This is a genomic window from Streptomyces sp. NRRL B-1347 (assembly GCF_000720325.1).
GTDB lineage: Bacteria > Actinomycetota > Actinomycetes > Streptomycetales > Streptomycetaceae > Streptomyces.
This window is the reverse complement of the sequence record NZ_JOJM01000009.1, coordinates 55,137-75,773: the sequence shown is the minus strand read 5'-3', so window position 1 is coordinate 75,773 and position 20,637 is coordinate 55,137. Positions and strand designations below refer to the sequence as shown.

At 72.8% G+C, this 20,637-nt stretch carries 18 protein-coding genes and 2 tRNA genes; 5 read left to right on the top strand and 15 right to left on the bottom strand.

The window, feature by feature from the left end; all coding sequences use genetic code 11:
- Positions 1-204: 204 nt before the first annotated feature.
- Positions 205-3,120, bottom strand: a complete 2,916-nt coding sequence (gene leuS, locus IG74_RS0111640) for a leucine--tRNA ligase (RefSeq protein ID WP_030673977.1) — start codon at positions 3,118-3,120, stop codon at positions 205-207.
- Positions 3,121-3,535: 415 nt separating this feature from the next.
- Here leuS and IG74_RS0111635 point away from each other — a divergent pair, with 415 nt between their 5' ends.
- Together IG74_RS0111635 and IG74_RS0111630 are read left to right on the top strand one after the other, a co-directional pair.
- The gene (locus IG74_RS0111635; protein ID WP_234334313.1) at positions 3,536-4,912 is read left to right on the top strand and encodes a cytochrome b/b6 domain-containing protein; all 1,377 of its coding nucleotides are present in this window, start codon (positions 3,536-3,538) and stop codon (positions 4,910-4,912) included.
- Positions 4,909-6,495 (top strand): NADH-quinone oxidoreductase subunit NuoF family protein, encoded by a 1,587-nt coding sequence (locus IG74_RS0111630; RefSeq protein ID WP_030673972.1) that lies wholly within the window; start codon positions 4,909-4,911, stop codon positions 6,493-6,495. The genes IG74_RS0111635 and IG74_RS0111630 overlap by 4 nt, the downstream gene beginning before the upstream one ends.
- Positions 6,496-6,556: 61 nt before the next feature.
- Here the strand turns inward: IG74_RS0111630 and IG74_RS0111625 are convergent.
- A tRNA-Ala gene (locus tag IG74_RS0111625) sits at positions 6,557-6,629 on the bottom strand.
- 113 nt (positions 6,630-6,742) lie between these two features.
- On the opposite strand from IG74_RS0111625, the gene IG74_RS0111620 reads away from it, so the two are divergent.
- Positions 6,743-8,086, top strand: coding sequence for a glycosyltransferase 87 family protein (locus IG74_RS0111620; RefSeq protein WP_063761234.1), 1,344 nt, complete (start codon positions 6,743-6,745; stop codon positions 8,084-8,086).
- On the opposite strand, the gene IG74_RS0111615 is transcribed toward IG74_RS0111620, so the two are convergent.
- From IG74_RS0111615 to IG74_RS0111605, 3 genes are all read right to left on the bottom strand, one after another.
- A complete protein-coding gene (locus tag IG74_RS0111615; protein WP_016643127.1) occupies positions 8,065-8,298 on the bottom strand; it encodes a hypothetical protein in 234 nt (77 codons plus the stop codon). The two genes, IG74_RS0111620 and IG74_RS0111615, sit on opposite strands and share 22 nt — an antisense overlap.
- A gap of 3 nt (positions 8,299-8,301) precedes the next feature.
- Positions 8,302-8,478 carry a hypothetical protein gene (locus IG74_RS52735; RefSeq protein WP_171075738.1) on the bottom strand — a complete coding sequence of 59 codons (177 nt, stop codon included), beginning with the start codon at positions 8,476-8,478 and terminating at the stop codon, positions 8,302-8,304.
- Between the two features lie 90 nt (positions 8,479-8,568).
- On the bottom strand, positions 8,569-9,933 hold the full coding sequence (locus IG74_RS0111605) for an MFS transporter (protein ID WP_030673964.1): 1,365 nt from the start codon (positions 9,931-9,933) through the stop codon (positions 8,569-8,571).
- Positions 9,934-10,270: 337 nt separating this feature from the next.
- Between IG74_RS0111605 and IG74_RS0111600 the strand changes: the two genes are divergently transcribed.
- Positions 10,271-11,383 (top strand): helix-turn-helix transcriptional regulator, encoded by a 1,113-nt coding sequence (locus tag IG74_RS0111600; protein ID WP_267885560.1) that lies wholly within the window; start codon positions 10,271-10,273, stop codon positions 11,381-11,383.
- 104 nt (positions 11,384-11,487) lie between these two features.
- Here the strand turns inward: IG74_RS0111600 and IG74_RS0111595 are convergent.
- The 7 genes from IG74_RS0111595 to IG74_RS52730 form a co-directional block, all read right to left on the bottom strand.
- A tRNA-Ala gene (locus IG74_RS0111595) sits at positions 11,488-11,560 on the bottom strand.
- Positions 11,561-11,665: 105 nt separating this feature from the next.
- Positions 11,666-12,307, bottom strand: coding sequence for a histidine phosphatase family protein (locus tag IG74_RS0111590; protein WP_030673959.1), 642 nt, complete (start codon positions 12,305-12,307; stop codon positions 11,666-11,668).
- Positions 12,304-12,762, bottom strand: a complete 459-nt coding sequence (gene rsfS / locus IG74_RS0111585) for a ribosome silencing factor (RefSeq protein WP_030673956.1) — start codon at positions 12,760-12,762, stop codon at positions 12,304-12,306. Before rsfS ends, IG74_RS0111590 begins: the two co-directional genes overlap by 4 nt.
- A 235-nt stretch (positions 12,763-12,997) precedes the next feature.
- Complete coding sequence (locus IG74_RS0111580) at positions 12,998-14,800, bottom strand: LCP family protein (protein WP_030673954.1); 1,803 nt, start codon at positions 14,798-14,800, stop codon at positions 12,998-13,000.
- A 16-nt stretch (positions 14,801-14,816) separates the two neighbouring features.
- A complete protein-coding gene (gene nadD / locus IG74_RS0111575; protein WP_030673951.1) occupies positions 14,817-15,467 on the bottom strand; it encodes a nicotinate-nucleotide adenylyltransferase in 651 nt (216 codons plus the stop codon).
- A gap of 67 nt (positions 15,468-15,534) precedes the next feature.
- Entirely contained in the window at positions 15,535-15,699 is a 165-nt protein-coding gene (locus IG74_RS50940) for a hypothetical protein (RefSeq protein ID WP_030673948.1), read from the bottom strand.
- A gap of 210 nt (positions 15,700-15,909) precedes the next feature.
- A complete protein-coding gene (locus IG74_RS52730; protein ID WP_199818815.1) occupies positions 15,910-16,065 on the bottom strand; it encodes a hypothetical protein in 156 nt (51 codons plus the stop codon).
- A 99-nt stretch (positions 16,066-16,164) separates the two neighbouring features.
- Here IG74_RS52730 and IG74_RS0111560 point away from each other — a divergent pair, with 99 nt between their 5' ends.
- Positions 16,165-17,304 carry a M48 family metallopeptidase gene (locus IG74_RS0111560; RefSeq protein ID WP_037825079.1) on the top strand — a complete coding sequence of 380 codons (1,140 nt, stop codon included), beginning with the start codon at positions 16,165-16,167 and terminating at the stop codon, positions 17,302-17,304.
- A gap of 50 nt (positions 17,305-17,354) precedes the next feature.
- Here IG74_RS0111560 and IG74_RS0111555 read toward each other — a convergent pair whose 3' ends face one another.
- The 3 genes from IG74_RS0111555 to IG74_RS0111545 form a co-directional block, all read right to left on the bottom strand.
- Positions 17,355-18,419, bottom strand: coding sequence for a hypothetical protein (locus IG74_RS0111555; RefSeq protein WP_030673943.1), 1,065 nt, complete (start codon positions 18,417-18,419; stop codon positions 17,355-17,357).
- A 121-nt stretch (positions 18,420-18,540) separates the two neighbouring features.
- A complete protein-coding gene (locus IG74_RS0111550) occupies positions 18,541-19,164 on the bottom strand; it encodes a hypothetical protein (protein WP_030673940.1) in 624 nt (207 codons plus the stop codon).
- A 103-nt stretch (positions 19,165-19,267) separates the two neighbouring features.
- A complete protein-coding gene (locus IG74_RS0111545; protein ID WP_030673936.1) occupies positions 19,268-20,554 on the bottom strand; it encodes a glutamate-5-semialdehyde dehydrogenase in 1,287 nt (428 codons plus the stop codon).
- Positions 20,555-20,637: the final 83 nt, after the last annotated feature.

Genomic DNA, 20,637 nt, shown 5'->3' with positions numbered 1-20,637 from the left:
CGAGGGTTCCAGCGGAACCCCGAACCTGCCCGTAGGGGACTACCCGGATGCGCGGAGCCGATGCCGCGGCGCGCTCCGGGCAACGCGCCCCGCCCCGCACACAGTTGACCGGCCGGACCCGCACGGGGTCCGGCCGGTCAGCCATCGTCAGAGGCCAGAGGCCAGGAGGCAGAGCCCTGGGGCCAGAGGCCAGAAGGCCAAGGGTCAGGCGGGAACGATGTTCACCAGCTTCGGCGCCCGCACGATGACCTTGCGGATGCCCGCGCCGCCCAGCGCGGCCACGACCCGCTCGTCGGCCAGGGCGACCTTCTCCAGCTCCTCGTCGGAGATGGTCGGCGGAACCTCCAGGCGCGCCTTGACCTTGCCCTTGATCTGCACGACGCAGGTCACGGCCTCGTCCACGACGTACGCGGGGTCGGCGACCGGGAAGTCCTGGTGGACGACCGAGTCGGTGTGGCCCAGACGGCGCCACAGCTCCTCGGCGACGTGCGGGGCCAGCGGCGCCACCAGCAGCACCAGCCGCTCGGCCACGGAGCGCGGCACCGCGCCCCCGGCCTTGGTCAGGTGGTTGTTCAGCTCGGTGATCTTGGCGATGGCGGTGTTGAACCGCATGCCCTCCAGGTCCTGGCGGACGCCGTCGATCGCCTTGTGCAGCGCGCGCAGCGCGTCCTCGCCGGGCTCCGCGTCCACGACGGTCGCCTCGCCGGTGGCCTCGTCGACGATCAGGCGCCACAGGCGCTGCAGCAGCCGGTACTGGCCGACGACCGCGCGCGTGTCCCACGGGCGGGACACGTCCAGCGGGCCCATCGCCATCTCGTGCAGGCGCAGGGTGTCCGCGCCGTACTCCTCGCAGATCTCGTCCGGGGTGACCGCGTTCTTCAGGGACTTGCCCATCTTGCCCAGCTCGCGCTTGACCGGCTCGCCCTCGAAGAAGAACTGCCCGTCGCGCTCCTCGACCTCGGCGGCCGCGACCGGGAAGCCGCGGCTGTCGCGGTAGACGTACGCCTGGATCATGCCCTGGTTGAACAGCTTGTGGAACGGCTCGGCCGACGAGGTGTGGCCCAGGTCGAACAGGACCTTCGACCAGAAGCGCGCGTACAGCAGGTGCAGCACGGCGTGCTCGGCACCGCCGACGTACAGGTCGGCGCCGCCGGTGGGCTGACCCGCGCGCGGGCCCATCCAGTAGCGCTCGATGTCGGGGGCGACCAGCTGCTGGTCGTTGTGCGGGTCCAGGTAGCGCAGCTCGTACCAGCAGGAGCCCGCCCAGTTGGGCATGGTGTTGGTCTCGCGGCGGTAGTTCCGCGGACCGGACCCGTCGCCCAGGTCCAGGGTGACGTTGACCCAGTCCTCGTTGCGGGACAGCGGGGTCTCGGGCCGGGTGTCGGCGTCGTCCGGGTCGAAGGTGCGCGGCGAGTAGTCGTCGACCTCCGGCAGCGGCAGCGGCAGCATCGACTCGGGCAGCGGGTGCGCGATCCCGTCCTCGTCGTAGACGATCGGGAAGGGCTCGCCCCAGTAGCGCTGGCGGCTGAACAGCCAGTCGCGCAGACGGAAGTTGACGGTGCCGCGGCCGATGCCCTCGCGCTCCAGCCACTCGGTGACGCGGGCCTTGGCCTCGACGACCGGCAGGCCGTCCAGGGAGACCTTCTCGCCGGACGAGTTGACGATCTTCGCTTCGTACGAGGCGAACGCGTCGTCCCACGTGGACGCGTCCGTGCCGCGGTCGTCGGAGGGCTCGACGACGCAGCGCATCGGCAGCTCGAAGGCGCGCGCGAAGGCGAAGTCGCGGGTGTCGTGCGCCGGGACGGCCATGATGGCGCCGGTGCCGTAGCCCATCAGGACGTAGTCGGCGATGAAGACCGGGACGCGCTCGCCGCTGACCGGGTTCGTGGCGTACGCGCCCGTGAAGACGCCGGTCTTCTCCTTGGCGTCGGCCTGGCGCTCGACGTCGGACTTGGCGCCGGCGAAGGCGCGGTACTTGGCGACGGCCTCGGCGGGCGTCGCGTGACCGCCGGTCCACACCTCGTGGGTGCCCTCCGGCCAGGCGGCCGGGACCAGCGAGTCGACCAGCTCGTGCTCGGGCGCCAGGACCATGTACGTGGCGCCGAACAGGGTGTCCTGGCGGGTGGTGAAGACGGTGATCGCCGCGTCGCCGGAACCGACGGGGAAGTCGACGCGGGCGCCTTCGGAGCGGCCGATCCAGTTGCGCTGCTGCAGCTTGATGGCCTCGGGCCAGTCCAGCGCGTCCAGGTCCTCCAGCAGGCGGTCGGCGTAGGCCGTGATGCGCATGTTCCACTGGCGCAGCTTGGACTTGAAGACCGGGAAGTTGCCGCGCTCGGAGCGGCCGTCGGCGGTGACCTCCTCGTTCGCCAGGACGGTGCCCAGGCCCGGGCACCAGTTGACGGGGGCCTCGGAGGCGTAGGCCAGCCGGAAGCCGCTCAGGACGTCGGCGCGCTCGGTGGCGGACAGCTCGCTCCACGCGCGCGTGGAGTCCGGTACGGCACGCTCACCGGTCTCGAACTGGGCGACCAGGTCGGCGATCGGGCGGGCCTTGCGCAGCTCGTCGTCGTACCAGGAGTTGAAGATCTGCAGGAAGATCCACTGGGTCCACTTGTAGTACTCCGGCTCGATCGTCGCGAACGAGCGGCGCTTGTCGTGGCCCAGGCCCAGGCGGCGCAGCTGCGCCTTCATGTTGACGATGTTGGCCTCGGTGGACACGCGCGGGTGCGTGCCCGTCTGCACCGCGTACTGCTCGGCGGGCAGGCCGAAGGCGTCGAAGCCCAGGGAGTGCAGGACGTTGTGGCCCGTCATGCGCTGGAAGCGCGCGAAGACGTCCGTGGCGATGTACCCCAGGGGGTGGCCCACGTGCAGACCCGCACCCGAGGGGTACGGGAACATGTCCATGATGAACTTCTTGGGGCGGGCCGCCAGCTCCGGGTCGCCGGCCAGGTCACCGCTCGGGTTGGGCGCTTCGTACGTGCCGTCGGCGTCCCAGACGTCCTGCCAGCGCGCCTCGATCTCGGCCGCCAGGGCGGCCGTGTAGCGGTGCGGTGCGGCCGCCTCGGCCGTCGAGGGGGCGCCCCCGGCGCCTTCGGCGGTGGCGGAGGAATTCGTCTCGCTCATGGTCCTCAAAGCTCCATCGATCGTCTCTGCTTGCGGAAACGGCCGTGCGGCCAAATAAAAATGCCCCTCGCACAGGAGGGGACGCCGCGCCGATTCCGACCGCGCTCACTGGGCGGTCGGGACTGATCAGCGCGGCCCGCTAAGCAGAAGGCGTACGGCACGCATGGCGTCAGAGTACCGCAGCGCCCCGAGGCCGGGCCACGCACTTCGGCCCACACCGGCCCGATCCGGACCACGGTGCCGCACGGGAAGCGGCGACCCACCCTTGGCCAAGGATTACTCCGCGTACCGCCCACTATCGGGGCAACACCAAGATCGAGTCGCGCTTTGATAACAACGCAATAACTCAAACCACGTACCCGCTGGTATGGAGCGACTTAGCATGCGGCGACCGGACCATTTCGGAGTCGCCCCCATGAACCCTCTGAACTCTCTGCACCCCCACCGCAAGCGCCCCCGGAGCCCCGTGTCGGCCGGCTCCCCCTCGTTCCGCTCGTCGGCTGAGCCGTTCACCAGGTCGTTCGCCGACTCGTTCGCCGGGCCGGGCAGAGCGGCCCGCGGCCTGCTGACCGCGGCCGCGCTGCTCCTGATACCCCTGCCGGTGTTAGTGGGGGGCGACGACTTCCGCGCCGCCCTCGACCACACCACCGGCGTCCTGTCCCTGGTCGCCCTCACCGCGTCCGTCGCCTGGGGCCTGGTGGCGTCGGACCGGCTCTTCCTCCGCTCCCGGCAGCGCCTGCTCGCCCAGGCCGTGCACCGGGCCACCGCGGTCGCCTCCGTCGGCTTCCTGCTGCTGCACGGCACCGTCAAGCTCGCGCTCGACCACGTGTCCCTGGTGGGCGCGCTCATCCCCTTCGGTCTCGGTGTCACCGGCGGCGACGGCCTCATCGGCCTGGGGTCGCTCGCCGGCCTCCTGATGGTCGCCACCAGCGTCACCGGCGCGCTGCGCAGCGCCTTCGCCTCACCGGTCCAGGTCGCCTCGCGGTGGCGGGCGCTGCACATGCTCGCCTACCCCGCCTGGTGCGCCGCCCTGATCCACGGCCTGTACGCGGGCCGCCCGCCGAAGCCGTGGGTAGTCGCCCTGTACTGCCTGTGCCTCGTCGCGGTCGCCGGGGCCATGGCGCTGCGCACGGCGCCGCGCCCGGTCAAGCGGAAGGTGGCCGCCCGGATCCTCGCCGTCCTCGAACCCGACGGCCGGGGGGCGCCCGGTCGCCCGCGCCGCCGCGCGCGGGCGACCGCCCGGGACACCGGGGCCGCCCCGCTTCCGGGTACGGCCCCCGACAGCCCCGGCATCCCGCCGGACGCCGCCCCCGTCACCGGCATCGCCGCCGCCTACCGCGCCCTCGCCACCCCCTCCGGCCAGGACGGGGCAGGCCTCCCGCCGGACCTCCCCCCAGACCTCACGACGGACCTCACGCCGGACCTCACGACGACCGAGGTCCTGCCCACCGTCGCGCCCCGCTGGCCCACCCCTTCACCGCCACCGCCCGCACAGGCCCCCGGCCCCCCATTGTCGTACGACTCCGTAGACCCCCGATACGACTCCGTAGACCCCCAGGACACGCAACACGACTACGGAGACACCCGGTTCGGCACCACCGGCCCGCCGGGTCCGTACACCGGTGGCTTCTCCGACACCGGCCCCCAGCCCGCCTACCACCCGCCCGCGTACGACCCGCCGTACGAGCCCGTACGCGAAGGCGACGGGCCCGCCGAGCAACCCCTACTAGGCCCGTTCCAGGCACCCAGCACCGGTGAGCCCTGGAACGCGCCCGCCGGAGGCAGCAAGTGAACGCGTCACTGCCCGACGTCCCCGAGGTCCGCGTCGTCGGGCTTCCGCTGCTGACCTCGGGCTTCGATCTGGTCGAGCGGCTCGACCTCGCCATGCACCTGAAGGTGCACGGCCCGCTGGGGCCCATCGCGGGCGAGCAGCTGGCCGGGCTCGCGGAGGCGATCGGGCTGCGCGGCCGCGGCGGCGCGGGCTTCCCGTTCGCCAAGAAGCTGCGGGCCGTCGCCGAGTCCGCGATCCGCCGCGGCGTACGTCCCGTGGTCGTCGTCAACGGCAGCGAGGACGAGCCCGCCTGCCGCAAGGACACCGTCCTGATCAACCGCGCGCCGCACCTCATCCTGGACGGCGCCCTGCTCGCGGCCGAGGCCCTCGGCGCGCGCACCCTCGTCGTCGGTGTGACCCGCGACTCCACGGAGGCGTCGATGCGCGCCGCGCTGGGCGAGCGGGGCCTGGCCGACCGGCGCGGATCGCACCTCCGCGCGCGCGTGCAGCGCAACCCTGTGCGCATGGTGACCGGTGAGTCCTCCGCGCTCGTACGCTCCGCCGACGGCGGTCCGCCGCTGCCCCCGGGGCGCAAGGTCCGCACCGCCGACTCCGGAGTGGGCGGCGCGCCCACACTGCTGTCGAACGCGGAGACGTTCGCGCAGCTCGCCGTCGCCGCCAGGACCGGGGCGGACCGCTACTGCCGCACCGGACTGCGCGACGAGCCCGGCACCGTCCTGCTGACCCTCTCCGGGGCCGTCGCGCACCCCATGGTGGTGGAGGTCCCAACAGGTGTCCCCCTGCGGTACGTTCTGCAGCTCGCGGGCGCTCCCCCGCTGCCGCAAGGCGTCCTCACAGGCGGCTACCACGGCAAGTGGCTGGACGCGGTCACCGCGCACGACGCCGTCGTCTCCCGGGCCGCCCTGGAGGCCTGCGGGGGCGCCCTGGGCGCGGGCGCGGTGCTGCCGATCGGCCCCGGCACCTGCCCGCTCGGCGAGTCCCTGCGCGTGGCGCACTGGCTGGCGGCCGAGAGCTCGGGCCAGTGCGGCCCCTGCTATTTGGGCCTGCCCGCCGCCGCGCGCGGTCTCGCGGACGTCCTGGACGGCGGCGGACCGACCGCCCTGGAGGCGCTGCGCGAGGTGACGCGGGCGGTGAAGCGGCGCGGCGCCTGCAAGCACCCCGACGGCTCCGCGGCGTTCCTGGAGTCCACGATCGCGGCCTTCACGGACGACCTGGCGGCGCACGTACTCGGGGACGGCTGCGGGCGCCCCGTCGAGGGCGTGCTGCCCCTCCAGGACGACGCGCCGGAGGGCGAGGCGCCGAGCGGCCGCAGGCTCGCCGTCGACTGGACGCTGTGCCAGGGCCACGGCCTGTGCGCCGACATCGTCCCCGAGCTGATCCAGCTGGGCCCCGACGGCTTCCCGTCGGTCGCGGAGGCTCCGGTGCCGCGCTACGCGGAAGCACGCGCCCAGCGCGCCGTGCGGCGCTGCCCCGCGCTCGCCCTGCGCGTCGAGGAGGACCCGGTGGCGCCCACCGCCTCCCGGACGCCGCCGATGCTGCCGCGCGGGCGCGGACGCCGCGCCCTGGGCAGCGGACGGCAGTAGAGCACCGGGAACAGCACGAGAGCGGGCCACCCGATCCGGGTGGCCCGCTCTCCATTCACTGTGGAGCTAAGGAGAATTGAACTCCTGACCTCTTGCATGCCATGCAAGCGCTCTACCAACTGAGCTATAGCCCCTTGCTGTGTTCCGCCCGGTTTCCCCGGCGGCTCCGCCAACATTACACGGTGGACCCCCCGCACCACCAAATCGTTTCCGTTCCGGCCAGACGAGGGGGTTACCGTCCCGCGTCGTGACCGTGCTCGTGCCCGTCTCCGCCCGCCGCCGCGCACCGCTCGCCGCCGGGGTCTGCCTGTTCTCCTTCGCGGCCTTCTGGGCGGCTCAGCGCGCTGCCGACGTCTCGATGATCGACTTGATGGTCTACCGCGCGGAGGGCGCGACGGCGCGTGCGGGCGGTGACCTGTACGCGCTGCGCGCGACCGAGGCACACCTGCCCATGACGTACCCGCCCTTCGCCGCGCTGCTCTTCACACCGCTGACCGTGCCGGACGCCGCAGACCTACGGGGGCTCGCGACGGCCGGGAACCTGCTCCTGCTGGTGGCCTTCGTCCGCCTGTGTCTGCGGCTGATCGACGAGCGGGGGCACACGCGCGTGGAGAGACAGTGGGAGCACGCGCGCGTGGAGGGCCGACGAGGGCACGCGCGCGTAGAGACCGCTTTGTGGGTGTCGGCGATCGCCGTCTGGTCGGAGCCGGTGTGGACGACGCTGCGCTACGGGCAGATCAATCTGCTCCTCGCGGTCCTGGTGCTGTGGGACCTGACCCGGCGCCCGGGCCACCGGTGGGCGGGGGCGGGCATCGGGGTGGCGGCGGCGATCAAGCTCACGCCCGCGCTGTTCGTGGTGTTCCTGCTGCTCGTCGGCGTCGTGGAGGCGGTACGGCGGGGGGGGCGGCCGCCCGCCGTACGGCACGCGTGCGTGGCCACCGCGGCGTTCCTGGCGGCGACGCTGGCCGCCGCCGTGGCGCTGCCGGACGAATCCCGGCGCTTCTGGACCCGCGTGGTCTTCGAGGCGGGCCGGGCCGGGCACCCGGAGCAGACGGCGAACCAGTCGCTGCGCGGGGTGCTCGCCCGGCTGCTGCACACCGGGGATCCCGGCCCGTGGTGGACGGCGGGTGCCGTGCTGGTGTGCGCGGGTGGCCTCGGGGTCGCGGTGGCCGCGGCGGTGCGCGGCGAGCGGGCCTGGGGCGTGGCCGCTTGCGCGGCGACGGCGCTGCTCGTCAGCCCCGTGTCGTGGTCGCACCACTGGGTGTGGTGCGTGCCGATGGCGCTGCTCCTGTGGACGCGGGCCGCGCGCCGTGGCGGGCCGGTGCGCCGGGCGGCCGCGGGCGGGCTCGTCGTGGTGTTCTGTTCGTACGCCCTGTGGTGGGTGCCGCACCGTCCGGGGCGGCCCGAACTCGACCAGAGCGCCGGTCAGATGGCCCTTTCGGCGGTGTACCCGCTGGCGGCCTTCGGCTTCCTCGCGGTGGCGGCGGCAGTCGCGCGGCGCGGGTCCCGCGGGCGCACGGAGTGCCCAGGGAGGCCCTTGCCGGGCCGCGCTCGGGCAGTAGCGCAGGATCAGGCGGTGGCGAAGGAGTAGAAGCGTTTGAGCGTGCAGTGCTCGTCGAGCAGGCGGCCGTAGATCGGCTCCCCTTCGAGTTCGCGGTACGTCTCGATGGGGTCGCCTTTTATGATCAGCGCCCGCGCGCACTCCTCGCACCAGTACTGGTAGTCCGGGTTCACCGGCTCCATGTCGCGGACGATCGGCGTACCGCTGCCGCACCAGTCGCACTTACGCCTGTGTGCACCCATCGATCAGCTCCAGCTGTGGCCGCAGGCCGTGCACACGTAACTGACTCCGCCGTTGTCACCGAGGACTTGGGCGACGTGGGACGAACCGCAGGAAGGGCAGTTGAGGAGCGTGGCGTCGCCGGACCGTATCTTCGCCACTTCGGGGAGGCCGCCGGCCTCCTCGAGGATGCTCGCAGGCATCGCGCTCTCCCTCACGTCGGGTCACCGTCGGCGCAACTGGTGCAGTCCCCTTCCGGCCCCCCGAATTCTGCCACGACCACGGGGAGCCGGTCAGCGACGCATACGTACCAGTCCGGACACGGCCCCGAGTGCGGCCGCCGCGGCGAGCGCGTAGGTGCACACCAGGAGCGCGTCCGCCGATGAGTACGCCCCTGGAACCCCCTGTGACTCAAGCCTGCCGAGGAAGAGTGCGCCGAAGACCGAGACGCCCGTCACCTGGCCGAGCTGGGTGACGGTCGCGAGGAGGCCGCTGGCGTCCGCGGCGTCCTCGGGCTTGACCGTCGCCAACGCGCGCGTGAGGACCGGACTGAAGCCGAGCGACATCCCGATGCCCGCGGCGACGAACGCCACGTACAGCCAGACGCCGACGTCGCGGCCGTCGCGCAGCAGCAGGCCCACGGCGAGGCACGCCACCGCCGTGAGCGCGAACCCGCCGGGCACCAGCGCCGGTTGGACGGCCCGGGGCCACCTCCGCCAGGTCAGGCCGACCACGCCGAAGAGCATGGCGGTCGGCGCGAACGTCAGCCCCGCGCGCAGCGCGCTGTAGTCGAGCCCGCCCTGAAGGTGCAGCGTGAGCACGAACAGGAAGCCCGCGTTGACCCCCATGATCGCGGCGAGCCGGAAGACGGCGACGCCCATGCCCGGGGCGCGCAGCAGGCGCGGCGAGATCAGCGGCGCCCCGCCGCGCCCGGCCAGACGGGACTCGTAGCGGCAGAACAGGGCGAACAGCACCGCGCAGGCGGCCAGGGACAGCCAGGTCCACAGCGGCCAGCCCTTCTGCTCGCCGAGGACCAGGGGCACGGTGAAGAGCGAGACGCTGGCGCCGAGCAGCACGAGGCCCGGCAGGTCGAGGCCGCGGGCGCGCCCGCCCGGGGGCGCGCTGTCGGCGGGCAGGACACGGGCCGCGAGGACCAGCAGGACCACCCCCACGGGCACGTTCACGAGGAACACCGGGCGCCAGCCGGCGCCGAACAGGTCGGCGCTGACCAGGACGCCGCCGAGCACCTGCCCGGCCGCGGCCCCCGTGGCGAGCACCGCCGAGTACGCGCCGAGGGCCCGCACCCGGGCCTCGCCGGTGAAGGTGCGCTGGATGAGGCTCAGGACCTGCGGGATGAGCAGTGCGGAGCCCGCGCCCTGGACGAGCCGGAACGCGATCAGCTGACCGGTGCTCTGGCTCAGCCCGCAGGCCAGCGAAGCGGCGGTGAACAGGGCGAGCCCGGCGATGTAGACGCGCCGGTGCCCGAGCCGCTCGCCCAGCCGGGCGCCGGTGATCAGCAGGACGGCGTACGTGATGGTGTAGCCCGCGATCACCAGTTGCAGCCCGGCGCCGGACGCGTGCAGGTCGGTACGGATCGTGGGCGCCGCGACGTTGACGATGAACACGTCGAGCAGCGCCATGAACTGGGCCGCGAGCACGGTCGCGAGGACGCGTCCCGGGCGATTGTCAGTGCCGGGGGCTTTACTGGACGCGGGAGTTGAGACCGGGCTCGGTGCCGATGGGCTGGTGGTCGTCATGCGAATGAGCGTGGCGACGGTTCGGTACAGGTAGTGAGAGCCCGCGGATGCTGGTACTGACAGCACCTGGCACGGGGCGGGCCGGGCGTCGACGATGGGGGACGTGACGACGATGGACACGACGAGCAGGGCACGACCGCGCACGGCACCGGGCAGTGCGGCCTCGGGGCCTGCGCCGGGCAGCGCGGCCTCGCGGCCCGCGCCGGGCAGTCCGGCCCCAGGACCCGCGCCGACCCGGATGGCTCCGATCCCCATGCCCGGCCACGCGGCCCCGGCCACCGCGCCGACCACCACACCGACCGCCACCCGGGAGGCCGCCCCGGAGACCGATGTGCCAGGGGCCCGCGGCGTCCGCGGTGCAGGGCGTCCGACCGGTGCCGCACGGGGGTCGGCCACCGGTCGGGCGCCCCGCACGGCGGACGCCGCCCCTGCCTCTCCGACCGCCTCCCCGACCGCGCCTCCGACCGCGCCCCCAGCCGCACCCGCGGGCGGTGCCGCGGCCGCACGGCGGCGGCCCGAGCTCGCCGCCTTCCTGCGCGGCCGCAGGGCCCGCGTGACCCCGGCCGACGTGGGCATGCCGCCGGGCCCGCGCCGCCGCACGCCGGGGCTCCGCCGCGAGGAGGTCGCCCAGCTCTCCGGCGTCGGCGTGACGTGGTACACGTGGCTGGAGCAGGGCCGCCCCATCAACGCCTCCGCGCAGGTCCTGGACGCCGTCGCCCGCACCCTGCGCCTGGACAGGGCGGAGCGCGAGCACCTGTACCACCTGGCCGAGGTGCCGTACGCGGTGCGGCACGAGGCGGCGGCGGAGGCGGTAGGCGCCGAGATCCAGGGCATCATCGACGCCCTGGACCCGCACCCGGCCGTGGTCTACAACACGCGGTACGACATCCTCGCCACCAACCCGGCCTACCGGGACCTGTTCCTGGTCCCACAGACGGAGGCCATAGGCGTGCCGAACGTCCTGTGGACCCTGTTCGTGGTCCCCAGGAGCGACTGCCCGCTGGTCTTCCGGGACTCCGAGCTGCCGGTGATGGTAGCGACGCTGCGCGGCGCGTACGGACGGCACGTGGGCGAGCCCGCCTGGGAGGAGTTCGTCCGCGGACTGTCCCTGGCCAGCCCGGAGTTCGCGGACCTGTGGGCGAGCGGGAACGTGATACCCCCGGGCCCGCGCGTGAAGACGTTCCGCCACACGGCGGTCGGTGAGCTGCGGATGACGTCGGTCTCGCTGTCGATCAACGGCATGCCGGAGTGCCGGATCGTGGCGTACACCCCGGACGACGAGGAGACCCGCCGGGGAGTGGCCCGGCTCCGGGAACTGCGGCGCGCGGAGCCCGAGGACCTGACGGACTGAGGCCTCAAGGCCCTGAGGAGCTGAGGGCCTGAACGACCGAAGGCCCGAAGAGCTGGAGGGCAACAAAAAAGTCCCGCCCCCTGAAGGGGGCGGGACCGGGACTGTGGAGCTAAGGAGAATCGAACTCCTGACCTCTTGCATGCCATGCAAGCGCTCTACCAACTGAGCTATAGCCCCTTGCGTTCTTCCCGCTCTGCGGTGCGAACAAGAAGAACTTTAGCCTGCCACCTGCCCAAACGCGAAATCCGTGGTCGACCCGGCCGCAAGGGCGTGACCTGCGGGCTAGTCGTCGTCGCCGAGCACGGGCTCGGGCAGCGTGCCCGCGTTGTGCTCCAGGAGGCGCCAGCCGCGGGCGCCGCGGCCGAGGACGGACCAGCAGCAGTTGGAGAGCCCGCCCAGGCTTTCCCAGTGCTGCGACTCCAGGCCGAGGAGGCGGCCGATGGTGGTGCGGATCGTGCCGCCGTGGCTGACCACGACGAGCGTGCCGTCCTCCGGCAGCTTCTCGGCGTGCCGAAGGACGACGGGGGCGGCCCGGTCGGCGACCTCGGTCTCCAGCTCACCGCCGCCGCGCCGGACCGGCTCGCCGCGCTTCCACGCGGCGTACTGCTCGCCGAAGCGGTCGATGATCTCCTCGTGGGTGAGGCCCTGCCACTGCCCCGCGTACGTCTCGCGCAGGCCCTCGTCGTGCGTGACGTCGAGGCCCGTGACGGCGGCGAGCTCGGCGGCCGTCGCGGCGGCCCGCTTGAGGTCGGAGGCGATGATCGCGTCCGGCTTCAGCGAGGCGAGGAGGCGGGCGGCGCGCCGGGCCTGGGCGACGCCGGCCTCGGTCAGCTCGATGTCCGTGGAGCCCTGGAAGCGGCGCTCCAGGTTCCAGGACGTCTGGCCGTGCCGCCACAGGATGATGCGGCAGCCCGGGGCGGTCACCGCACCTCACCACCGAGGTGGCGCATCTCCTCGGCCTCCTCCGCGGCCTGCTCGAGCTTGGCGTGCTCCGCGGCCTTGCCGCGGGTGGCCTTGGCGTCGGCGGGCAGCTCGATCTCGGGGCAGTCCTTCCACAGCCGCTCGAGGGCGTAGAAGACGCGCTCCTCGCTGTGCTGGACGTGCACCACGATGTCGACGTAGTCCAGGAGGATCCAGCGGGCGTCGCGGTCGCCCTCGCGGCGCACCGGCTTGGCGCCGAGCTCCTTGTTCAGCCGCTCCTCGATCTCGTCGACGATCGACTTGACCTGGCGGTCGTTGGGCGCGGAGGCGAGCAGGAAGGCGTCCGTGATCGACAGCACGTCGCTGACGTCGTACGCGATGATGTCGTGCGCGAGCTTGTCGGCGGCCGCCTGGGCGGCGACGGTGATGAGCTCGGTGGAGCGGTCCGTGGCGGTCACTAGAGAGCTTTCCTTCAGATGGGCAATACCCGTCAAGGGTCTCACGGACTGCGGACGGCTCCCCAGACGATTATTCGATCACCCGGGGAGCCGGGCGGAACGGACGCCGCCGCTCAGCGGGCCCGACCAGCGCCGCCCGCACCTCCGACAGGCTCTTCCCGCACCTCCGGCAGGGCCTGCCACGGCTCAGGCGGGCCCTGCCAGCGGCCCCAGCGCCTCAGCGGCCTCAGCGGCCTCAGCGGCCCTTGTAGTCCTGGCCGAGCACCACGGACACCTCCGCGTTCGAGGCCGATTCGCCCTTGCGGACGGCGCTCGCGGGCAGGCCCAGGGTCTTGGCGACCTCCGCCGCCTCCTGCTTGTTCTTCGCGTCACCGTAGGTGACCTGCGAGGACGTGGCGGGAGCCGAGCCGGTGCCGCCGTCGACGAAGGTGTAGCCGCCGTTGACGAGGGCGATGCGGGCGTTCTCCGTCGCGGTCTTGGTGCCGGTGGCGTTCTTCACGCCGACGCGGACCGCCGCGCCCTGCTCCGGGCTCTTCACGACGCCGCCGAGCACGTCCTTGACCACGGCGGTGCCGGCCTTCTCGGTCAGCGTGCCGTCCTGCCGCACCGGAAGCAGCGCGGTCGCGTAGTCGCCGCCCTTGGCGCGGTCGGCGAGCTTGGCGAGGAAGCTGCCGAGGTCCTTCTCCTTCAGGGACGGGTCGAGGATCTGCGCGAGCGACTGCACGGTGACCGTGGCGGCCTGCGGGTCGGACGACAGCTTGCGCAGCACGCCCTGCATGACCTGGCCGAACCGCGTCAGCTGCGCGTTCTCGCCCTCCCCCGGCGCACGGTAGGTGGCGTAGGCAACGGCCATCGGCCCGCTCAGGGTCTGCTGCTCGCCCTTCTTGACCAGCGGCGCCTCGCCCTTGCGCTTGGCCTTGGGGTCCGGCACGTCGGCGTTGGTGTCGATGTCGATGTTGCCGACGAGTTCGACGAGGTTGTTGAGGTAGGGGGTGTCGAGGCGCCAGGTGCCCTCGACCTTCGTGCCGAGCAGCGTGTCCAGCTCCTCGCGCGTGCCGGTCGAGCCGTCGTCGTCGACGGACTTGCCGAGCGTGGTCGTGGTGCCGTCGTCGCTGGTCAGGGCGAGGGAGTTGGGCAGCAGGACGGAGGAGCCGCGCTTGGTGGTGGTGTTGTTCACCAGGAGCACGGTGGAGGTGCCGCCGCGCTTGGTGTTGTGCAGGTGGACGACGACGACGTCGCGCTGCTGCGGTCCCGCCGCGGCCGCGCCGCCGGACTTCTCGTCCGACTGGCCGGGCAGCTTGCCCGCGGTCCACAGGTAGCCGACGCCGCCGACGAGGGCGAGCGCGAGGACGACGACCAGCGCGACGACCCGTGAGCGGCCGCGCCGCTTGGCCTCCTCGCGCCGCTCGGTGCGACTCTCGGTGAACTTCAGCCAGTCGATGACGTCTTCGGAGTCCTCGTCGGGCTCCTCGATGAAGGAGAACTGCTCGGTGCGGTACTCGCGGGGCTCGTCGGTGTCGTCGGCCCCGGCACCTGCGTGCCCGCCGCGCTCGTCCGGTGCCGCCTCCGGTACGGGACGGGCCTGTTGCCCCTGAGCCTGCTGCTGCGGCACCTGCGGCTGGGCCTGCGGCGGCTGCTGTTGCTGCTGTTGCTGTTGTTGCTGCTGCTGTGGAATCCAGCCGGTCTGTTCCGCCGTGCCGTACGAGGCACCGCCGTCATAGGAGGCACCGCCGTCGTGGGAGGTGCCGGTGTCGTACGAAGTTCCGGTGGCGTACGCGTCGTACGCCTGCGGGTACGCGGAAGCGGCGGGCTGCTGCCCCGCTCCCTGGGCGTACGGGTCGTACCCGTACGCCTGCTGCGGCTGGGCCTGGGCCTGAGAAGGCTGCGCGGCGTACGTGTCGTACGAAGGGGCCGCCGCCTGCCGGGGCACCAGTTGGTAGACCGGCCGCCCGTACTCGTCGTACCCGACGACCTCGTACTGAGCCGCCGCGTCACCCTCGTACTCGCCGCCGTACGGGTCGTACTGTCGGTCGTTCACCGGTGCCCCTCTCGGCTCACTCGCCGCGGTACAGCTCGCGCTTGTCGATATAACGCACCACGCCGTCGGGCACCAGGTACCAGACGGGCTCCCCCTTGGCGACCCGTGAGCGGCAGTCCGTGGAGGAGATCGCGAGGGCGGGCACCTCGACCAGCGAGACGCCGCCTTCGGGCAGGCCCGGGTCGGTCAGGGTGTGGCCGGGGCGGGTGACGCCGACGAAGTGGGCCAGCGAGAACAGCTCTTCGGCGTCCCGCCAGGTGAGGATCTGACCGAGCGCGTCGGCGCCCGTGATGAAGAACAGGTCCGTGTCTGGGTTGAGGCGGCGCAGATCGCGCAGGGTGTCCGTGGTGTACGTGGGACCGCCGCGGTCGATGTCGATGCGGCTGACCGAGAACTGCGGGTTCTCGGCGGTCGCGATGACCGTCATCAGATAGCGGTCCTCGGCGGGCGAGACCTGCTTGTGGCTCTTCTGCCACGGCTGCCCGGTCGGTACGAACACGACCTCGTCGAGGTGGAACTGGGCGGCGACCTCACTGGCCGCCACCAGGTGTCCGTGGTGGATCGGGTCGAACGTTCCACCCATGACGCCCAGGCGGCGCTTGGCTGCGCTCGCCGGGCCTGTGCCAGGTCCGCCCTGCGGGCCGGTCGGCATGTCCTGCTCTCCCATGCGTGCAGACACTACCGGCCCCGCCGGGCGACCCGGGTTCCAGCCGTACGGCCCCGGGGCGCGGGGCTCAGCGGTCGCGGTTGAAGCGCGTGGTGATCCAGAGCAGCAGGAGCAGCACGACGAAGGCGCCGCCGCCGGTCACGTAAGGGCTGATGCTCGCGTGCTCGTCGACGTGCTCGCCGCCCTCGGAGGCGAGGGTGACCAGCTGGGCGGTGGTGCTGTGGAGGCTCATCGTCAGCAGGACCTATCCGGTGTGGGATCGGGGTAAAGACTTGGGCACATCGTATGCGGGGCGCGGCGGCGCGGCGACGGCGCCCTGCCGGGGGCTTCCCCGAGCCCGCCCCTTCCCGAGACCCGGGGGTTGCGCCCCCCCCGGGCCCCCGATCGGCGCTCCGCGCCTCGTCCTCAAACGCCGGACGGGCTGGAAGCTGCCGCAGCGGGCTCAGTCCTTCCGGTACCCGCGCAGCAACAGCCACCCCACCAGCACGCACCCGACCACCATCACGATGAGTACGACGCGCAGGAGATTGCCCGGGCCCTGTCTGTCCGCGGCCGTGGCCGCGAGGGTGAGGGCGTCGGCGGTGGAGAGGTGCTCCATGGCAGTGGCTCCTTCTGTGTGCTGCCCTGTCACGGTATCTCCGCCTAGTCTTGAGCCCATCTCGGGGGCCCGAACGAGACTCGACATGGGGGAAGCGGCATGACCAACGGCAACAACGGCGGCACGGGCGACGGCCAGGAACAGGTGCCGAGCCGGCAGCGCAGGCGGTTCCCGGGGATCTCGTCCCGGGCCTACGAGCACCCGGCGGACCGCTCGGCCCTGGTGGCCCTGCGCAAGCTCACCGGGTTCGACACGGTCTTCAAGGCGCTCAGCGGGCTGCTCCCCGAGCGCAGCCTGCGGCTGCTGTTCCTGTCGGACTCGGTGCGCGTGTCCGACGCCCAGTTCGCGCACCTCAACGACATGCTGCGGGACGCCTGTTACATCCTGGACCTGGAGAAGGTCCCGCCGATGTACGTCACCCAGGACCCGAAGCCGAACGCGATGTGCATCGGCCTCGACGAGCCGATCATCGTGGTCACCACCGGCCTGGTCGAGCTGCTCGACGAGGAGGAGATGCGCGCGGTCGTCGGCCACGAGGTGGGCCACGCCCTGTCCGGCCACTCCGTGTACCGCACGATCCTGCTGTTCCTGACGAACCTCGCCCTGAAGGTCGCGTGGATCCCGCTCGGCAATGTGGCGATCATGGCGATCGTGACCGCGCTGCGCGAGTGGTTCCGCAAGTCGGAGCTGTCCGCGGACCGCGCGGGCCTGCTCGTCGGCCAGGACCTGCAGGCCTCCATGCGCGGCCTGATGAAGATCGCGGGCGGCAACCACCTGCACGAGATGAACGTGGACGCGTTCCTGGAGCAGGCCGAGGAGTACGAGGCGGGCGGTGACCTGCGCGACTCCGTCCTGAAGATCCTGAACGTGCTGCCGCGCTCCCACCCCTTCACCACCGTGCGCGCCGCCGAGCTGAAGAAGTGGGCCGCGACCCGCGACTACCAGCGCATCATGGACGGCCACTACCCGCGCCGCCAGGACGACAACGACACCTCCGTCACCGACTCCTTCCGGCAGTCGGCGTCGTCGTACGCGGACAACGTGCGCAACAGCAAAGACCCGCTGATGAAGCTGGTCTCGGACATCGCGGGCGGCGCGGGCGACCTCGGCGGCAAGCTGCGCGGCCGCTTCACGGGACAGGGCGGCGGCTCCTCCGACCGCTCCGGCGAAGGCGGAAGCGGAAGCGACGGCGGAGGCGGAGCCGAATCCGGGCCCTCCGACGGCCCCGGCGGAAAGTAACCCGGCCGACGGACGGCCACACCAGACAGACGGCCACACCCGACGGACGGCTACACCCTGGGCTGGGCCGCCCCCGCGAGGGACCCGCAGAGGGCCGTCGCCCGGCCCGTCGCGTACGGGTCGGTGCCCGCGGGGCCGCCCGGCCCCGCCTGCTGGCCCGCGAGCAGCGGCCGCAGCTGACGCGTGGTGTCGACGGCGCAGGTGAGCGGCCCGGCCTGGACGTACGACACGAGCAGCTCGGCCTGGTGCATGCGCAGGTCGTCGCGGTCGAAGCGGAAGTGCAGCTCGCGGCGGACGGTGAACAGCGAGGCGCGCGCGTGGCTCCCGGCGCCCGCGGGCCGCAGCGCGTAGACGAAGGTGTGGTCGGAGGCCACTTCGAGGGTCTCCTTGTCTACCTCGCCGGCGCGCAGCGAGCCGTGCACGCGCACGCCGGGGTCGGCGAGCGCGGTCTTCGCCGGGTCGAACCGCACCAGCCAGCCGGTGGGCGCGTGCCGCCCGTCGGCGGCGGGGTGCTTGAAACTGCGGTCGAACTGGTCGAGTTGGGCGGGGTCGAGCAGCACCCGGGCGGAGCGCACGGCACGGCCGCTGAGCACGTCCGGGTCGAGCGAGGACTCGACGAGGTAGTCCTTGGCGGTGGCGAGCGCGGCGACGACCTGGTCCTCGGAGAAGTGCGCGGTGCGGCGGGCGGCGGGCAGGGCGATGCCGCTCGCGCCGACGCCGAACTGCGCGGCCGGGCTCTTCGCGAACAGATCGGCGATCTTCGCGGTGCCGGGCACCCGGCCCTGCGGGGCGAGCGGGATGACGGTCATGCGCAGCGGCTCGGGGCGGCGCGCGACGGGGGTCTCGTAGGGGTGGCGCACGCCCATGTAGATGGCGGTGCCGAAGGCGACGGCGATCAGGACGACGAGGATCGCGACCTGCCGGGAGAGCCGGCGGTGGGGGTTCGGCCTGCGGCGCACGGCGCGCGCGTGGTCGCCCATGCGCTCGCGCGCGGAGAGTTCCTGTAATCGCGCAGCGCGCACGAACGACTCGTCGAAGACGACGGATCGGTACTCGTCCTCACCTCCGGGAGCGCCCTCGGGTGTCCCCGCAGGTGGTTCTCCTGGCCCGCCCATACCTTCAGGGTAGGTCTCCGGGGCGCGCGGTAAACGCCCTGGTACACGACAAGTTCTGACAACTCCTCACGCGCCGCGTCAGCACGTTCGCCGAGCTCGCGCGGGGGTTCGCGGGGCGGTGTCAGGGAGTGCGCGGCTCCGCCGGTACGGCGGGCTGGCCGAACTCCGCCGAGGCGGAGGGGCCGCCGGTCTCGCCCGCGCCCCTGGTCTGCTCGACCTCGGTGGTCGCGGGCGGGGGTATGCGGTCCTGGCGGCCCGACGACGCGCCCCGGTACACCGCGGCGAAGGCGAAGGCCACCATGCCTATGCCCATCAGGAGGGCCAGCATCCAGGCGACGGGGCGGTGCCAGCGGACCTTGCCGCCGCGCCGGCCGTAGCGCCCGCGGCCGTCCTCGAGCAGCTCCGCCTCGTCGAGGTCGTCGAAGTCGTGGTCGTGGTCGGGGCCGAAGACGCCGTCGTCCGGGCCGTATCCGTCGTAGGCGTAGTCGTCGAAGTCGTCGTCCGCCGCGTCCCGTCCTTCGGTGCCGGAGCGGCGGGCGCGGCCGCGGCGGGCCTCGGCCTCGGCGCGGGCCTGGGCGGCGGCCAGGAGGCGCTCCACGGCGGTGGGTTCGTGGATCCGCGCGGCCCGCACGAAGTCCTCGTCGAAGACCACGGAGGCGAACTCGTCGTCCGCACCCCCGTGGTCGCGGTCGTCGTCGGGCTCCCCGCCGCCTGGGAACGGCGTGCCCCCCACGTCCTCCGGCACGCGTCCAGCGTAGACCTGGAGGGGTGGATTTGGGCAGACGGAAAGGGAATTCAGGGGTTGTGACCCCGAACGCCCCCGCCCGTCGACCGGCGGCCGGGACGGCTCAGCGCACGTGCCCGTCGCCGGTCACGATGTACTTCGTCGAGGTCAGTTCCGGAAGGCCCATCGGGCCGCGCGCGTGCAGCTTCTGCGTGGAGATGCCGATCTCGGCGCCGAAGCCGAACTGGCTGCCGTCGGTGAACCGGGTGGAGGCGTTCACGGCGACCGTCGTGGAGTCCACGAGCTGGGTGAACCGGCGGGCGGCCTGCTGGGAGGTGGTGACGATGGCCTCGGTGTGGCCGGAGGTCCACAGCCGGATGTGCTCCACGGCCTGCTCCAGGGAGTCGACGACGGCGGCCGCGATGTCGTACGAGAGGTACTCGGTCTCCCAGTCCTCCGCGGTCGCCGGTACGACGGTGGCCTTCGAGCCGGGGGCGTACGTCTGGACGCGCTCGTCGGCGTGCACGGTCACGCCCGCGTCGGCGAGGGCGTCCAGGGCGCGCGGCAGGAAGGCGTCGGCGATGCCCGCGTGCACGAGGAGGGTCTCGGCGGCGTTGCAGACGCTGACGCGCTGCGCCTTGGAGTTGATCAGGATCTCGACGGCCGTGTCGAGGTCGGCGTCCTGGTCCACGTACACGTGGCAGTTGCCGGTGCCGGTCTCGATGACGGGGACGGTGGACTCCTCGACGACGGTCCTGATCAGCGAGGCGCCGCCGCGCGGGATCAGGACGTCGACGAGGCCGCGGGCGCGCATCAGCTCGCGGACGGATTCGCGGCTCTCGCCGGGCACGAGCTGGACGGCGTCGGCCGGGAGCCCGGCGCCTCCGACGGCGTCGCGCAGGACGCGCACCAGGGCCGTGTTGGAGGAGTAGGCGGATGACGAACCGCGCAGCAGCACCGCGTTGCCGGACTTCAGGCAGAGGGCGGCGGCGTCCACGGTGACGTTCGGCCGGGCCTCGTAGATGATGCCGACGACGCCGAGGGGGACGCGGACCTGGCGCAGGTCGATGCCGTTGGGCAGCGTGGAGCCGCGCACGACCTCGCCGACGGGGTCGGGCAGCGCGACGACGTCCCGCACGTCGGCGGCGATGGCGCGCACGCGCTCGGGCGTGAGCGTGAGCCGGTCGACGATGGCCTCGCTGGTCCCGGCCGCGCGGGCGCGCTCGACGTCCTCGGCGTTGGCCTCGACGATCTCCGCCGTACGCACTTCGAGGGCGTCGGCCATGGCGAGCAGCGCGTCGTCCTTCGCGGCCCGCGGCAGCGGCGCGAGCTGCGCGGCGGCGGCCCGGGCGCGGTAGGCGGCCTGGGCGACCGGGGTCATGTTGTCGTACGGCGAGAGCGGGGCGGTCATGGGGGCAGGGTAACCGCGCGTCCCTGGCCGTCCAGCCGGTATCCCACTCCGCGAGACATGGCCGGTAATGACCAGTGGTGCGT